The sequence below is a fragment of the Sphingomonas panacisoli genome (assembly GCF_007859635.1).
Taxonomy (GTDB): Bacteria; Pseudomonadota; Alphaproteobacteria; order Sphingomonadales; family Sphingomonadaceae; genus Sphingomonas; species Sphingomonas panacisoli.
The window spans coordinates 766,049-779,842 of sequence record NZ_CP042306.1 but is presented as its reverse complement, the minus strand read 5'-3'; the positions used below and the strand labels follow the sequence as shown (position 1 = coordinate 779,842).

Genomic DNA, 13,794 nt, shown 5'->3' with positions numbered 1-13,794 from the left:
TAAGCCGACCATAACAAACGTGAGAAGCGTTTATCTAACCATATTACGCGATAAATATCGGATATTCAAAGCGTCGATCGCCCCAAGGTCGGCAAAGAACGCAACGTTGTCCAGCCGAACCGGCTGGCTGGGGCGCCAGGATTCGAACCTGGGAATGGCGGCACCAAAAGCCGCTGCCTTACCACTTGGCGACGCCCCAACACGCAGCCGGAAGCGCGCGCTTATAGCGGCGCTCGCCCGCCTGCCAACCCTCAGAGTTTGTCGAGCCAGCCGTGCGGATCGGGCGCACTTCCGGTCTGTAGCGCGACCAGAGCGGCGCGCAGCGCGGTGCTCGTCTGCCCCGGGCCGCCCGATCCGATCGTGAAGTCGCCCGACGTCGCCTTGACCGCGCCGATCGGCGTTACGACCGCCGCAGTGCCGCACGCAAACGCCTCGGTCAGCCGTCCGCTCGCGGCATCGGCGCGCCACTGGTCGAGCGAATAGCGTTCCTCGCGCACGGCGATCCCGCGGTCGCGTGCCAAGGCGATCAGCGAATCGCGGGTGATACCGGCCAGGATCGTGTCGCTAAGCGGCGGCGTCGCGATCGATCCGTCGTCGAACACGAAGAACACGTTCATGCCGCCCAGTTCCTCGATGTAGCGGCGTTCGACCGCATCGAGGAACACGACCTGATCGCATCCCTTGGTGATCGCTTCGGCCTGCGCGGCGAGGCTGGCGGCGTAATTACCGCCGCACTTCGCCGCACCAGTGCCACCGGGGGCGGCGCGCGTGTAATTCTCCGACGCCCAGATCGTCACCGCCTTGGGGCCGCCCTTGAAATACGCGCCGACCGACGAGGCGAGGACCATGTAGATATAGTCGGACGACGGCTTGACGCCCAGGAACGCTTCGCTCGCGATCATGAATGGCCGCAGATAGAGCGCGCCGCCGTCGCAGTCCGGAATCCAGTCGATCTCGCTGCGCACCAGCGCACGGCACGATTCGACGAACAATTCCTCCGGCAGTTCGGGCATCGCCAGCCGCCGCGCCGACGCCATGAAGCGCCGCGCATTGGCCTCCGGCCGGAACAATGCCGTCCCGCCGTCGGCGGTGCGATATGCCTTGAGCCCTTCGAAAATCTCCTGCGCGTAATGCAGCACCGCGCAGGCCGGATCGACCGTCAACGGTTGGCGCGGCGCGATCGCCAGATCGTGCCAGCCGTCCGCAGCGTTGTAGTGCGCGATGGCCATGTGATCAGTGAAGACGCGGCCGAAGCCGGGATCGACCATCCGCTCGGCGCGGACATCGACGGGTGTGGGCGAAGCGGTGGGGTTGCGCGGGAAGGTCGTGGCGATGGTCATGGCCGCTGTCCCATAGCGCCAGAAAATCCGCGCGTCCAAGGCTTGCGATAGCGTCATTACGGTGGCAGATCGGTCAACATGACTGCCGCAACCCCTGCCGCTTCGGCCCAATTCCTCCGCGAACCCGAAATCCGGCGCGGTACCGAATTGCTGTTTTTCGCGTATAGCCGCGTGACGCGCTCCGTCGACGAGCGGCTCGGCGCGAACAGCATCGGGCGTGCGCACCACCGCGCACTCTATTTTATCGGGCGCCACCCCGACATCTCGGTCAGCGAGTTGCTCGCGATTCTGAGCGTCACCAAACAGTCGCTCGGCCGCGTGCTGACCGAACTCGAGGAGCGCGACCTGGTGCAGACGCGAGTCGGCGATCGCGACCGGCGCCAGCGGCTGCTGCGGTTGAGCGATAAAGGCTATGCGCTCGACAACGAATTGTTCAACGCCAGCCGTGACATCATGGCGACGGCCTATGCCCAGGCCGGGCAGCAAGCGGTCAGCGGGTTTTGGGCCGTGCTCGAAGGGCTGATCCCCGACGCCGAGCGCGCGCGCGTCCATTCGTGGCGCGAGAATTCGGTGCCGCCCGGCGAACGACGCTAGCGCTTGGCTTCGGCGGCCATTTCGCGGCCGCGGCGTTCGGCGGCTTGCAGGGTTTCGGTCAGCAACTTCACCAGCGCATCGTCGCGGTCGAGGACGTTCAGCCCTTGGCGCGTCGTGCCGCCGGGGCTTGCGACGCGATCGGCCAGCGTCGCCGGCGACGCGTCGGACGCGGCCGCCATCGCCGCCGCGCCATCGACCGTCGCCAGCGCAAGCCGTGCCGCCTGGTCGGCACCCATACCGAGCGCTTCGCCTGCCGCCGCCATGGCGTCGATAAAGCGAAACAGGAACGCCGGTCCGCAGCCGCCGAGCGTCGCCAGCGCGGCGAAGATTGCGGGGTCGCCGGTCCACTCGACCAGACCGAGCGGCGTCATCAGCGCCGTCACCGCATCCTTCGCCGACTGCGGCGCGGCTTCGGCGCGGAGCGCGACCACGCCCTTGCCCAGCGCGACCGGCAGGTTGGGCGTGGCTCGGACGATCGCCGGACCGGGAAACCGCGCGGCCAACGTCGCTTCCTCGACGCCGGCCAAGAGCGATACGAGCAACGGCGCCTTCGAGATCGCCGGGCCGTGCGTGGCCGCAACGTCGTCGAGCTGCTGCGGCTTCATGCCCAGCATCACCAGATCGGGCGGCGGTCCATCGGGCAGCGTCCGCGCCTGACGCACGTTACCCGGCAGCGTGCGGTCGTGACGATTGACGACATCCACGGCATCGGCGGCTATGGTCCCGCTCGCCAGCCAGCGTTCCAGCATCGCGCCTGCCATATTGCCGCAGCCGACCAGCCACAGGCGTTGGGGCAGTGCGGCGCTCACGCCTCGCCCTGCGTCTCCGTCATCGACGCGGCGAGCGCTTCCTTGGGGCTCTTGCCGCCCCACAGGACGAACTGGAACACCGGGTAGAAGCGTTCGCACTCGTCGATCGCCGATTCGATCAGCAATTCGGCGCCTTCGAGGCTGAGCGTGCCGCCATCGGTGCCGTCGATCATCGCGGCGTGGCGATAGAGCACGATCCCACTCGACGACCACAATTCGAAATGGCCGATCCAGAGCTGCTCGTTGATCAGCCCGATCGCTTCGTAGATCGCGGCGCGGCGCTCGTCGTCGGTGACGCGGATGTCGGGGAAAGCGAGGAACTGCAGCACGCTGTCTTCCTCGCGCCACAGCGCGCGGAGTTCGTATTGCGTCCAGCTGCCCTTGACCGTCGCGACCACCTCGTCGTCGTGGCGCTGGTGATCCCAACCATGCGCGGCATAGTAATTCTCGATCATGTCGATCGGCGCCGCGTCTTCGCGCGACAGATCGTTTTCATCGAGCATGGCGGTATCCGTCAGTCATCGCCGGCGATTTTGCGCGCGGCGCGGAACCCGCGCAACAACATGCGTGGAGAAAGCTGTGGAAAATCGGTTAGGGCTCCTGTGGAAATGCACGTCGCGCATTTCGGACGGTACCGGCCCGCTCCCCCACCCGGCCTCCCAATTCAGGATACCTTGTGGGAGGCCGGGTGGGGGCGCGGGCCGGTACCGCGACAATATCAAACTTTGGGTTTCGGCTTGGCGGCGCCGCCCTCGAGCTTGTCGAGCCGCGCCTTCAACGCTTCGTTCTCGTCGCGCGCGGCGGCCGCCATCGCCTTGACGGCCTCGAACTCCTCGCGGCTGACGAAGTCGAGCCCGCCGATCCATTCGCGCGCGCGCTCCCGCGTCGCGGCCTCGGCCTCGCGGCCCATCCCGGCCAGCGTGCCGGCGGCGCCGTTCACGAACTTCACCACATCGTCGAACAGGCGGTTTTCGGACTGCATCGCAACTTCCTTCAAAAAACGTCAGATCGTCATCTGGGCATCGGACGACGCGGGTACAAGCAGCGTCTCGGCGTTGGGATTGAGCTGCATGATCCCGAAATTGAGCGCCCCGGCGAAACACAGCCAGGCGAGGTACGGCACCATCAGCCATGCCGCGCCGGTACGGATCCGGCCGAACACGATCGTCGTGATCAGCGCGACGACGAACATCGCGATCAGGATCAACAACGCGGCGAACACCAGGTGCGCACCGAAAAAGACCGGCGTCCACACCAGATTGAGCACCATCTGCCCCACGAACAGCGCGATCGCGAGCCCGCGATACCGCGATCCGCGCGCGTTGAGAATCATCGCGAGCGCGAGCCCCATCATGATGTAGAGCGCGGTCCAGGCAATCGGGAACACCCAGCCGGGCGGGTTCAACGCCGGCTTGGCGAGTTCGCGATACCACGCGCTCTTGTCGCCCGACGGCGCGAACTGGCTGGACCCGAAGCCAAGCAGGATGATCGCCGGCACCGTCACCATCGCCCAGCGCAGGAAGGCCCAGCGCAACTGTCCCTTGGTCGCAATTTCCATGTTCACCCTTTTGCGGTGCCCGCTCGCGAACGCAAGCGGTCTAGGTCGTTAACGTTGCCCCGATCAGGAACTCGACATTCCCCTCGGGACCGGTAATCGGGCTCTGCGTCACGCCGATGACCGTCCAGCCGCTGCCGGTCAGCCAGTCGGCGACCTCGCGACAGACGCGCTCGTGCACCGCGGGATCGCGCACCACCCCGCCCTTGCCGACCTCGTCGCGGCCCGCCTCGAACTGCGGCTTGATCAATGCGAGCAACCGCGCGCCGGGCCTGGCGAAGCGCATCGGCACCTCGAGCACCTTGGCAAGCCCGATGAAGCTCGCGTCGCACACGATCAGGTCGATCGGTTCGGGAATGTGCGCGTCGGTCAGTATCCGCGCGCTGGTCTGTTCGTGGACGATGACGCGCTCGTCCTGGCGCAGCTTCCACGCAAGCTGGTTGGTGCCGCTGTCGACGGCATAGATTCGTGTGGCCCCGCGCTGGAGGAGCACGTCGGTGAAGCCGCCGGTCGAACTACCGACGTCGATCGCCACCGCGCCCGTTACGTCCCACCCAAAATGATCGAGCCCGTGTGCCAGCTTGATCCCGCCGCGCGACACCCAGGGATGATCGCGTCCTTTGACCTCGACCATCGCATCTTCGGCGATCATTTGCCCCGGTTTGTCGATCTTGCGGTCGCCAACGAACGCCAGGCCCGCCATGATCAGCGCCTGTGCTCGCGTGCGGCTCTCCGCCAGCCCGCGGTCGGCGATCAACTGGTCGGCGCGCACCTTGCCCATGGCCCGGATGTGGCCCCGAAATCCGACTGGCGCAATCGGCATTCGCTTCATCGCAGAGTCTATTCCCACTCAGGAACTGGGAATTAAATTCGACGTTGGGAAGAAGGCGAAGAAGCTGCGCGGTCGTCCCCCTAGAGCGCCCACGCCGCCTTCTTCCCACCCTTTGGTGGAGACAGGATATGGGTCAGTTCACGCATCCCGACGGCACGCTCCCGACGATCCTCACCGTTCCCGGCCTGGGCGGCTCGGGGCCGTCGCACTGGCAGACATTGTGGGAGAAGGCGCGCCCCGACACGCACCGGGTCGAGCTCGGCCTGTGGGACGCGCCGCACCGCAACGCCTGGGTGACGCAGATCGACCAGGCGGTGCGCCAGGCGCAGGCGCCGGTGATCTTCGCCGCGCACTCGCTCGGCTGCCTAGCGGTCGCGTGGTGGGCGGAAATGAGCCCGCAGCCCTATGGCTGGCCGGTCGCCGGCGCATTGCTCGTCGCACCCGCCGATGCCGATCGCGCCGATTGCGCGGCCGAGCTGAAGGGGTTCGCCCCGACCCCGCGTAAGGCGCTTCCCTTCCCCTCGATCCTCGTCGCGTCGAGCGACGATCCCTGGATCGACCTCGGCCGCGCCCGCAGCATGGCGTCGTTCTGGGGCAGCCACTTCGTCGACGCCGGTGCGCAGGGCCACCTCAACGCCGCGAGCGGGATCGGCTGGTGGGAAGAAGGCCGCGCGCTGCTCGACCGGGTGATCGCGGCGTCGGGCGACCGCTCAGGCCATGCTTTGGCGCCGAGCGAGGCGCGCTCGATCCTGGCAATCAATGCGACCGATGCCGCGCAGGAGCATTATCTGCATAAGTGATTGTGGCGCGACACGGGTCGCCGTCAGGCACGGCGATAGTGCATAACGAACTCCACGCGCGTCGGCGTCCTGTCCGCGATGGCGAAGCCGGCGCTCGTATTGGCGAGCGGCGGTCCTACGCGAACGGGGTTGAGGCCGGCATTCTGGACCTCGTTCATCATTGCGGAGATTCGCTCTTCGGTACCGGACAGCACGCCTCGGACTTCGCAGACCGTCGCCGCGCAACGGACCGAGAGCGGATGGTCGCCGGTATCGAGGTCCGGCACCGAGGTGAACCGCGCGCGTAGCGAATCCTCGGCAGCGGGGGCCCATTGCGCGTCGCGTTTCTCCGACAGAAACAGTGTGTGCCAGTATTTGGTGTCGGTCGGCAGCGTCGCGCTGAACGAGGCGTCGGGCGCGGCTTGCGGCGACAGCGAAGACCAAGCCGCAAACGCGGCGGCAAGCGGAACGGCGATAGCGAACATCAGCGACATCCTTTTCAGCGTGAACCGTCGATGCGGTCGCACGGCCTCTGCCGCCACGGGATCGACCGGCGCCACCCCGATAAGTTCGTCACGATTTTCCTGTGCCGCGAACAATCGCGCAAGTTCGCGGCTGCTGCCCACGCCTGTCTTGCGCCGCGCCTCGCGCAATCGCTCGTTGACCGACCCGACCGAGCGATCGGTGATCGTCGCGATGCTCTTCGCGGTGTGACCTCGCGCGAGCAGGCCGAGGACGTCGCGCTCGGCCGCGTTCAGACGGCCGAAGTCGACTCCGTCGTCACGCACGCGCGCCTTCGACGACGCCGGCATCATTGTGCCGCAAAGCCTTCAGTACCGTCTCGACGACCGCGTCGGCGTCCAGCCCCGCCTGGGCATATTGCACCTCGGGCTTGTCCTGATCCTGGAACACGTCCGGCAAGCGCATCGTGCGCAGTTTCAGCCCCGCGTCGATCAAGCCGTTGTCGCTGGCGAAGGTCAGGACGTGCGCGCCCAACCCACCGACCGCTGCTTCCTCGATCGTCACGACGACTTCGTGCGTCGTCATCAGCTTGCGGATCAGTTCTTCGTCGAGCGGCTTGGCGAAGCGCAGGTCGGCGACCGTCGTCGACAGCCCGCGCGCGTCGAGCGCGTCGGCCGCTTTCACCGCTTCCGCCAGGCGCGTTCCGAGCGATAGTATGGCTACCTTCTTCCCTTCGCGGACGATCCGCCCCTTGCCGATCGCCAGCCGTTCGGCGGTTTCGGGAAGCGCCACGCCCGTCCCGTTCCCGCGCGGATAGCGCACCGCGATCGGCCCGTCGTCGTGCAGCGCCGCGGTGTGCGTCATGTGCACTAGCTCGGCTTCATCGGCCGCGGCCATCACGATAAAATTGGGAAGCGTCGCGAGATAGGTCACGTCGAAGCTGCCGGCATGTGTCGCGCCGTCGGCGCCGACCAGACCCGCGCGATCGATCGCGAATCGGACGGGCAGGTTCTGAATCGCCACGTCATGCACGACCTGATCGTACGCACGCTGCAGGAAGGTCGAATAGATCGCGCAGAACGGCCGCATGCCTTGCGCCGCGAGGCCGGCAGCGAAGGTCACTGCATGCTGCTCGGCGATGCCGACGTCGAACGTGCGGTCGGGATACGCCTTGGCGAAGCGGTCGAGCCCGGTACCGCCCGGCATCGCCGCGGTGATCGCGACGATCGTCGGATCGGTTTCTGCATCCTTGATCAGCTGGTCCGCGAACACGTTCTGGTAGGCCGGCGGCCCCGGGGGCGCCTTGGCCTGCGCGCCGGTGATGACGTCGAACTTCTGGACGCCGTGATACTTGTCCGCCGCCGCCTCGGCCGGGCCATAGCCCTTGCCCTTCTTGGTCACGACATGGACCAGAATCGGACCCTGTTCGCTGTCGCGGACATTCTCCAGCACGGGGATCAGGTGATCGAGGTTATGCCCGTCGATCGGTCCGACATAATAGAATCCCAGCTCCTCGAACAACGTGCCGCCGGTCACCCAACCGCGCGTGAACTCCTCGGCCTTTTCGGCGGCGTTGTGCACGCGGCGCGACAGCTTGCGGGTGATCTTCTTCGCCAGGCTGCGGAACCCGAGATACGGGCTCGAACTCACCATCCGCGCCAGATACGCCGACAGCCCGCCCACCGGCGGCGCGATCGACATGTCGTTGTCGTTGAGGATCACGATCAACCGGTTGCCCGCGGCTTCCGCGTTGTTCATCGCCTCGTACGCCATGCCCGCCGACATCGCGCCGTCGCCGATCACCGCGATCGCCTTGCCCGGCTTGCCCGCCAGCTTGTTCGCGATCGCGAAGCCCAGCGCCGCCGAGATCGAGGTCGACGAATGCGCCGCACCGAACGGATCGTACTCGCTCTCGCTGCGCTTGGTGAAGCCCGACAGTCCCCCGCCCTGGCGCAGCGTACGGATACGGTCGCGGCGCCCGGTCAGAATCTTGTGTGGGTAGCATTGATGCCCGACGTCCCAGATCAGCCGATCGTCGGGGGTGTTGAACACGTAATGGATCGCCGCGGTCAACTCGACCACGCCAAGCCCGGAGCCGAGATGCCCACCGGTCGTGCCGACGGCGCTGATCGTCTCGGCACGCAACTCGTCGGCGAGCTGCCGGAGCTGTTTGGGGTCCAGTTTGCGGAGGTCGGCGGGCGTCGAGACGGTATCGAGCAGCGGCGTCGGGGGGAGATCGGCCATCGAACCGCCTTACTCCAGCCGGAAACGGCTGTCGAATGTTTGAACGGTGCAGAAACCGTGCAGGGCCGGTAGCGCAGTGCGCTCGGTGATCGAGGCGGCATCGAGCATCGTGATGTCGGCGCCGTTATTGAGCGTCGTAGGTCACCTAGCGATCGGCCGAGACGGCAAAGGTTACACTAGGGTGACACTAGCGCAGTGTCTGCGAGCACTGCGCGGTGGCTCAAGCTTTGCGCTGGACGCGAGCATCTTTTAACCTTTGCTCGGGTCGAGAGCGAAGGCCGCGGACGGGGTATTTGAATGTTCAAAGAGCAGAGCGATTTTTAGCATATGGGGCAGGCTGTAGGAAAAGCATTTCGCTCGCGCCCATCTGCTTCATGTGAATGCAGCTTTCCCGCTACCGTTCCGCTCGTTCCCGTCATACACTGACGTCATGACCGCGCGCCGCAGCCGAACGAGCTTTGCCAGCTTGCTGCGCCATGCCTCGCGTCGCGAGGTCGAGCCGCCCGCACCCAATCTGGAAGGTACGTTTCGCGTCGATCCTGCGCGCGTTCGGTTGTGGAGCGGGCTTGCCGCGCCGACGACGGAAGAGTGCCGCGAGAACGTCGCGGCGATCGCGCGGGAAGGGCAGACCGAGCCGGTGACGGTGCGGCCGGTGTTCGACGATGCGCTGTACGAATATGAGGTGATTGCGGGCGCGCGCGATTGGGTCGCGGTGCGCCACCTCCGCGAGGTTGCGACGCCGCGGCTCGATCTGTTGGTGCGGGTCGCGCTGGTCGATGACGAGGGGGCTGGGGAGTTCACGGATATCGCGCCGGAACCGCGCTATCCCCTTCCCGATCCCCTGATCGCGGCATTCGGTGGCGAGGCGTTGTCGGACGAGCTGATCGCCGATCTGACCGCGCGGCTCGATGGGCCGATGGCGCCGATCCTGCTGGCAACGGCCGGGCAGATCGCGCGGGCACAGGATGCGCGGCAGGGCGACGGGTTGCCGCCATATCCGGTGGGCGAAGTGCTGCGGTTGCTCGACGTGGTCGGACGGGTGGAGGAGCCGCCGTCGGTGGAGGTATCGCTGAGGATCGTCGATGCGGCGGCGGGTGACGTGACGTTCAGCCTGAGCGCGGCGGACGAACTGCCCCCCGAAATGCTCGCGCGAATCGTGAAAGCGATGATCGACGGCGCCGCGGCGGACGGTATCGCGGTGACCTGGGCTATTGGCCCGAGCGCCGCCACATCCCCTTGAGCACCTGACCCAGTAAAGCCGGCGCGCCCGGGCGAAGCAGGAGCCAGTCGCGGATCGCGGGTCCCCGGTCGGCGCCGATCACGCGCTTGTACCCGCTGTCGCCCGCCCCCCAATCGACCATCGTCATGCCGTCGTCGCGCGCACGGACGAGGTTGCGGTAATAGAGCAATTTGCCGGGCGAGTGCTTGGCGAAGGCGGGGTCGTAGCTATTGGCGATCGCGTATTTGAGGCGGCCGAGGTTCATGTCGAACGAGAACGCCGCGGGCTCGCCGTCGATCGTCAGCAGCGCCGCCCACAGCATCCTGGCGACCACCGGATCCGCCGCCGCCTGGCGCCAGAACGCGCCATGACCTTGCTTGGTGAACTTGGCGTCGCTGCCGTCGGTGCGCGCGGCGATCCAGCTCTTTTCCTCGATCGCGGCGAGCTTATCGAAGCCGCCGGCGAGCAGATCGGCGCCCGACAGGAAGCGCCATTCGAGCGCGCCGTGCGCCGCGAGATGCTTTTCGTGGAAGCGGTTCTTCTTGAACGTCGAGGTGCGCGGGAAGCCGCCCTCCTCTTCCTGCGCGGCGACCATGTCGAGCGCGTAGCTGTCCGCGACGAAGCGATCGAGCACCGCCCAGCCACGCTGCCGTGCCGCTTCGACCAACGCGGAGGTCGCCGGATCGCCGTCATAGCTCGGCCCGATGCGCAGGCCGTTGACCTCCTGCCCCAGCCGATCGAGCAAGGTGTCGAACGCGGCGGGCTCGGCATGCTCGGCGGCGGGGAAGCCGCGGAACGGCCAATAGCAACCGGGCACCATCGCCAGCTTCGCCGGTCCCGGCCCGAAGCTCGCGAACGGCAGCGCGATCACCGGATCGCCGTCATGCTCGACCACCAACGTCCGCGCGCGCAAACCGTAAGCGGCGGTGGCTGCCGCGAACCATTGGTAACGCAGGAAACGATGGCTTTCCGGCGCGGCGTCGGCGACGGTATCGATCAGCGCCGACAGCCCTTCGAACGCGGTCGCGCGCATCGCGGCCGGCAGACGGGTGAATTCGGAGAGCAGCATGGGCTTGGTCATTTCCAACCGCTCTAGCGGACAGGCGTTACCAAGCCGTAGAGATCAACCCTCGCGCACCCAGGCTTTCGCGGCAACCGCCTGGCTTTCCGAAAAAACGCGCATCTCACCCGAAAACAGCGCCGCCGACGCCCGCGTGATCGGCCCGATCCAGCCATGGTCGGTCACGACCGCGCACCGCGCCAGGCTGTTGCGATGCTGGACCGCCCATTTCAGATCCTGCCACCACAGCGACCAGTCGATCGGGCCGATCTTGCGCACCGTCTCCACCACGCGCAACGTGCCATGCTTGGCGATCTGCGCATCGAGCACCGGCACCAATTTCTCGTAATACGCGCGCGTGATCGCGCCATCGACCACCAGTTCGATCACCCCGGCCGCCTCGTCCACCGTCCAGCTCAGCATCGCCTCACTCCTTCGCTTCCCTAAACGCGCGACAGCCGCCATCATGTCCGCCATGCAAGTCGCCACCGTCTCGACGATCGCCCAGACGATCCAGCTGTCGCTGTCGCCCGTCTTCATGCTCGCGGGCATTTCGGGCTTGCTCAACGTGCTGGCGGGGCGGCTGTCGCGCGTGGTCGATCGTGCCCGAGCGCTGGAGGCGCTGCACCCGCGCTCGACCGGGCCGGAGCATGATCGCCACGTGTGGGAATTGCGGCTGCTCGACAAGCGTATCTGGGTGATCAACGCGGCATTGTTCCTCGCGGTGTCGAGCGCGATCCTGACCTGCACCGTGGTCGCGTTGCTGTTCGTCGCGGAACTCGCCGACCTCAAGTTCGGGACCTATGTCGCGCTGACCTTCATCCTGGCGATGGTGTGCCTGATTGCGTCGCTGGTCGCGTTCATCGTCGAGGTGCGGATGTCGCTCCGCGCCGTGCACATCCGCGCCGAATTGCTGGAACATTCGTGATCGAGAAGCGCCTGCTCCAGATCGTCGTCGCGATCGCGTGTCTGGTGCCGCTGTCGGTCGGGGGCGAGAGCATCCTGCGCGGGCCGTCGTTTCTCGGTCATCCGCCGGTCGTCCCGACCGACCTCGATAGCCATTTCCGCTACATATCGGGCATCTTCTTCGCGGTCGGGATCGCGTTCGCCACCTGCATCCCCGCGATCGAGACCAAGGGTCCGCGCTTCCGCCTGCTCGGCGCGCTGGTGGTGTGCGGCGGGCTGGCGCGGATCGGGTCGCTGCTGTCGGTCGGGCCGCCGAGCACGGGCCATCTGTTCGGCCTCGCGATGGAGCTCGGCGTCGTGCCGCTACTGATGCTGTGGCAGGCCGGGTTCGCGCGGCGTTACTTGGCCGCCTCGACCGCCGGGCCGGCGTCCACGGTCGGCAGATAGCGCGGCGCCGCGCGCGCCTTCGACGCTTGCTCGTACGCATAGCCCGCATTGAGCAGCGCCTGCTCACTATAGGCCGGCCCGATGAACGAGATGCCGACCGGCAACCCGCGCACCAGCCCCATCGGCACGGTCAAATTGGGATAGCCCGAAATCGCCGGGAGTTCGGACGAGCTCGGCCCGTTATACTGATCGCCATAGACCGGGTCGCTGAGCCAGGCGGGGCCGTAGGTCGGCTGCACCAGGATCGTCGCGCCGGCATCGGCCAGCATCTTGTCGATCGCACCCTTCGCGCCCGCCAAAGATTTCGCGCGCTGATCCTTGTAGGTCGGCTCGTCCACGCCCTTCGACTTCGCCGCCATGTCGAAGATTTCTTGCGCGAAATACGGCATTTCGGTCGCGGCGTTGGCGGTGTCGAACGCGACGACCTGATCGAGCGAACGCGTCTTCACCGCCGCCGGCGTCGCGGCGAGATACTTGTCGAGGTCGCTCTTCAGCTCGAACTTGAGCACGTCGAACTCCGCGTCGCCGACGCCATCGGTCTTGGGCCGCGTGACATCGACCAGCACCGCGCCCTGCGCCTTGAGCACGCCGAGCGCTTCCTCGAATCGTACCTTCTCGAGCGCCGGCATGTCGGTGCGGAGGACGGCGATCCGAACGCCCTTCAGTCCGCTCGACGACAACCCGGCGGCGTAGTCCTTGCGATACTTGCCCGCATCCGCCGTCCCCGGATCGGCCGGGTCTGCACCGATCATTGCGGAGAACAGGATCGCGGTATCCTTGACGCCGCGCGCCATCGGTCCCGGCGTGTCCTGGCTATGGCTGATCGGCACCACGAAGCTGCGGCTGACCAAGCCCACGGTGGGCTTCAGCCCGACCAGCCCGTTCATCGAGGAGGGACACACCACCGACCCGTCGGTTTCGGTCCCCAAGCCCGCCGCCGCGTAGCTCGCCGCGATTCCCGCACCGGTGCCGCTCGACGACCCGCAGGCGGAGCGGTCGAGCGCATAGGGATTGCGCACCAGCCCGCCCATCGCGCTCCAGCCGCTCATCGCCTTGGTCGACCGGATATTGGCCCATTCGCTGAGGTTGGTCTTGCCCAGGATCACCGCGCCTTGCGCGCGCAGCAACGCGACGACCGGCGCATCGCGTTTCGTAATGTTATCCTTGAGCGCGAGGCTCCCCGCGGTGGTCGCGACCGGATCCTTGGTCTCGATATTGTCCTTGATCAGTATCGGCACGCCGTCGAGCGGGCCGAGCAGCTTCTTCGCCTTGCGCCGCGCATCGCTGGCCTGCGCCTGCGCGATCGCATCGGGATTGACCGCGATCACCGCCCTCAGGCTCGGCCCCTTGCGGTCCATCGCCTCGATCCGCGACAGATACGCCCGCGTGATCGCCTCGCTCGACGTGCCAGAGGACATCGCGGCGCGCAGCTGGTCGATCGACTGCTCCTCCACCACCGGCGCGGATTGCGCGAACGCCGCGGCGGGCGCCGCCATCAGCAAAAGGGCCAGAATCGGTCGCATGCTCACCCCTCTCGTTTCTGTATC

16 protein-coding genes and 1 tRNA gene are annotated in these 13,794 nt (G+C 66.7%); 5 read left to right on the top strand and 12 right to left on the bottom strand.

What is annotated here, in order from left to right; genetic code table 11:
* Positions 1-124 precede the first annotated feature (124 nt).
* Positions 125-199 (bottom strand) — tRNA-Gln (locus FPZ24_RS04000).
* A 52-nt stretch (positions 200-251) separates the two neighbouring features.
* Positions 252-1,340, bottom strand: a complete 1,089-nt coding sequence (locus FPZ24_RS03995) for a branched-chain amino acid aminotransferase (protein ID WP_146569826.1) — start codon at positions 1,338-1,340, stop codon at positions 252-254.
* Positions 1,341-1,418: 78 nt separating this feature from the next.
* Here FPZ24_RS03995 and FPZ24_RS03990 point away from each other — a divergent pair, with 78 nt between their 5' ends.
* Entirely contained in the window at positions 1,419-1,934 is a 516-nt protein-coding gene (locus tag FPZ24_RS03990; RefSeq protein ID WP_146569825.1) for a MarR family transcriptional regulator, read from the top strand.
* Here FPZ24_RS03990 and FPZ24_RS03985 read toward each other — a convergent pair.
* The 5 genes from FPZ24_RS03985 to FPZ24_RS03965 form a co-directional block, all read right to left on the bottom strand.
* Positions 1,931-2,743 carry a pyrroline-5-carboxylate reductase family protein gene (locus tag FPZ24_RS03985; RefSeq protein WP_420853385.1) on the bottom strand — a complete coding sequence of 271 codons (813 nt, stop codon included), beginning with the start codon at positions 2,741-2,743 and terminating at the stop codon, positions 1,931-1,933. The genes FPZ24_RS03990 and FPZ24_RS03985 overlap by 4 nt on opposite strands.
* Positions 2,740-3,246, bottom strand: coding sequence for a type III secretion system chaperone family protein (locus FPZ24_RS03980; protein ID WP_146569824.1), 507 nt, complete (start codon positions 3,244-3,246; stop codon positions 2,740-2,742). Before FPZ24_RS03980 ends, FPZ24_RS03985 begins: the two co-directional genes overlap by 4 nt.
* A gap of 215 nt (positions 3,247-3,461) precedes the next feature.
* Positions 3,462-3,725 (bottom strand): accessory factor UbiK family protein, encoded by a 264-nt coding sequence (locus tag FPZ24_RS03975; protein ID WP_146569823.1) that lies wholly within the window; start codon positions 3,723-3,725, stop codon positions 3,462-3,464.
* A 21-nt stretch (positions 3,726-3,746) separates the two neighbouring features.
* Positions 3,747-4,301: a TspO/MBR family protein gene (locus tag FPZ24_RS03970; RefSeq protein WP_146569822.1), complete on the bottom strand. Its 555-nt coding sequence runs from the start codon at positions 4,299-4,301 to the stop codon at positions 3,747-3,749.
* 40 nt (positions 4,302-4,341) lie between these two features.
* A complete protein-coding gene (locus FPZ24_RS03965; protein ID WP_146574150.1) occupies positions 4,342-5,079 on the bottom strand; it encodes a TlyA family RNA methyltransferase in 738 nt (245 codons plus the stop codon).
* 179 nt (positions 5,080-5,258) lie between these two features.
* On the opposite strand from FPZ24_RS03965, the gene FPZ24_RS03960 reads away from it, so the two are divergent.
* Positions 5,259-5,930: an RBBP9/YdeN family alpha/beta hydrolase gene (locus FPZ24_RS03960; protein WP_146569821.1), complete on the top strand. Its 672-nt coding sequence runs from the start codon at positions 5,259-5,261 to the stop codon at positions 5,928-5,930.
* A gap of 23 nt (positions 5,931-5,953) precedes the next feature.
* Here the strand turns inward: FPZ24_RS03960 and FPZ24_RS03955 are convergent, their stop codons facing one another.
* Both FPZ24_RS03955 and dxs read right to left on the bottom strand, forming a co-directional pair.
* The gene (locus tag FPZ24_RS03955; protein ID WP_240047596.1) at positions 5,954-6,697 is read right to left on the bottom strand and encodes a helix-turn-helix domain-containing protein; all 744 of its coding nucleotides are present in this window, start codon (positions 6,695-6,697) and stop codon (positions 5,954-5,956) included.
* Positions 6,690-8,615, bottom strand: a complete 1,926-nt coding sequence (gene dxs / locus FPZ24_RS03950; protein WP_146569820.1) for a 1-deoxy-D-xylulose-5-phosphate synthase — start codon at positions 8,613-8,615, stop codon at positions 6,690-6,692. Before dxs ends, FPZ24_RS03955 begins: the two co-directional genes overlap by 8 nt.
* 430 nt (positions 8,616-9,045) lie before the next feature.
* On the opposite strand from dxs, the gene FPZ24_RS03945 reads away from it, so the two are divergent.
* On the top strand, positions 9,046-9,855 hold the full coding sequence (locus FPZ24_RS03945) for a ParB N-terminal domain-containing protein (protein WP_146569819.1): 810 nt from the start codon (positions 9,046-9,048) through the stop codon (positions 9,853-9,855).
* Here the strand turns inward: FPZ24_RS03945 and FPZ24_RS03940 are convergent.
* Together FPZ24_RS03940 and FPZ24_RS03935 are read right to left on the bottom strand one after the other, a co-directional pair.
* Positions 9,824-10,915 (bottom strand): GNAT family N-acetyltransferase, encoded by a 1,092-nt coding sequence (locus FPZ24_RS03940; RefSeq protein ID WP_146569818.1) that lies wholly within the window; start codon positions 10,913-10,915, stop codon positions 9,824-9,826. The genes FPZ24_RS03945 and FPZ24_RS03940 overlap by 32 nt on opposite strands.
* Positions 10,916-10,957: 42 nt before the next feature.
* The gene (locus FPZ24_RS03935; protein ID WP_186729039.1) at positions 10,958-11,317 is read right to left on the bottom strand and encodes a SpoIIAA family protein; all 360 of its coding nucleotides are present in this window, start codon (positions 11,315-11,317) and stop codon (positions 10,958-10,960) included.
* 43 nt (positions 11,318-11,360) lie between these two features.
* Here FPZ24_RS03935 and FPZ24_RS03930 point away from each other — a divergent pair, with 43 nt between their 5' ends.
* The gene (locus tag FPZ24_RS03930) at positions 11,361-11,822 is read left to right on the top strand and encodes a DUF2721 domain-containing protein (RefSeq protein WP_420853384.1); all 462 of its coding nucleotides are present in this window, start codon (positions 11,361-11,363) and stop codon (positions 11,820-11,822) included.
* Positions 11,819-12,247: a DUF4345 domain-containing protein gene (locus FPZ24_RS03925; RefSeq protein ID WP_146569815.1), complete on the top strand. Its 429-nt coding sequence runs from the start codon at positions 11,819-11,821 to the stop codon at positions 12,245-12,247. The genes FPZ24_RS03930 and FPZ24_RS03925 overlap by 4 nt, the downstream gene beginning before the upstream one ends.
* On the opposite strand, the gene FPZ24_RS03920 is transcribed toward FPZ24_RS03925, so the two are convergent.
* The gene (locus FPZ24_RS03920) at positions 12,199-13,770 is read right to left on the bottom strand and encodes an amidase (RefSeq protein ID WP_146569814.1); all 1,572 of its coding nucleotides are present in this window, start codon (positions 13,768-13,770) and stop codon (positions 12,199-12,201) included. The two genes, FPZ24_RS03925 and FPZ24_RS03920, sit on opposite strands and share 49 nt — an antisense overlap.
* Between the last annotated feature and the right edge of the window lie 24 nt (positions 13,771-13,794).

What these genes read in the sequence shown, in the direction of transcription:
- FPZ24_RS03995 (WP_146569826.1), bottom strand. Translation starts at nt 1,340, where the DNA reads ATGACCATCGCCACGACCTTCCCGCGCAACCCCACCGCTTCGCCCACA.
- FPZ24_RS03990 (WP_146569825.1), top strand. Translation starts at nt 1,419, where the DNA reads ATGACTGCCGCAACCCCTGCCGCTTCGGCCCAATTCCTCCGCGAACCC.
- FPZ24_RS03980 (WP_146569824.1), bottom strand. Translation starts at nt 3,246, where the DNA reads ATGCTCGATGAAAACGATCTGTCGCGCGAAGACGCGGCGCCGATCGAC.
- FPZ24_RS03975 (WP_146569823.1), bottom strand. Translation starts at nt 3,725, where the DNA reads ATGCAGTCCGAAAACCGCCTGTTCGACGATGTGGTGAAGTTCGTGAAC.
- FPZ24_RS03970 (WP_146569822.1), bottom strand. Translation starts at nt 4,301, where the DNA reads ATGGAAATTGCGACCAAGGGACAGTTGCGCTGGGCCTTCCTGCGCTGG.
- FPZ24_RS03965 (WP_146574150.1), bottom strand. Translation starts at nt 5,079, where the DNA reads ATGGGCAAGGTGCGCGCCGACCAGTTGATCGCCGACCGCGGGCTGGCG.
- FPZ24_RS03960 (WP_146569821.1), top strand. Translation starts at nt 5,259, where the DNA reads ATGGGTCAGTTCACGCATCCCGACGGCACGCTCCCGACGATCCTCACC.
- dxs (WP_146569820.1), bottom strand. Translation starts at nt 8,615, where the DNA reads ATGGCCGATCTCCCCCCGACGCCGCTGCTCGATACCGTCTCGACGCCC.
- FPZ24_RS03945 (WP_146569819.1), top strand. Translation starts at nt 9,046, where the DNA reads ATGACCGCGCGCCGCAGCCGAACGAGCTTTGCCAGCTTGCTGCGCCAT.
- FPZ24_RS03940 (WP_146569818.1), bottom strand. Translation starts at nt 10,915, where the DNA reads ATGACCAAGCCCATGCTGCTCTCCGAATTCACCCGTCTGCCGGCCGCG.
- FPZ24_RS03935 (WP_186729039.1), bottom strand. Translation starts at nt 11,317, where the DNA reads ATGCTGAGCTGGACGGTGGACGAGGCGGCCGGGGTGATCGAACTGGTG.
- FPZ24_RS03930 (WP_420853384.1), top strand. Translation starts at nt 11,361, where the DNA reads ATGTCCGCCATGCAAGTCGCCACCGTCTCGACGATCGCCCAGACGATC.
- FPZ24_RS03920 (WP_146569814.1), bottom strand. Translation starts at nt 13,770, where the DNA reads ATGCGACCGATTCTGGCCCTTTTGCTGATGGCGGCGCCCGCCGCGGCG.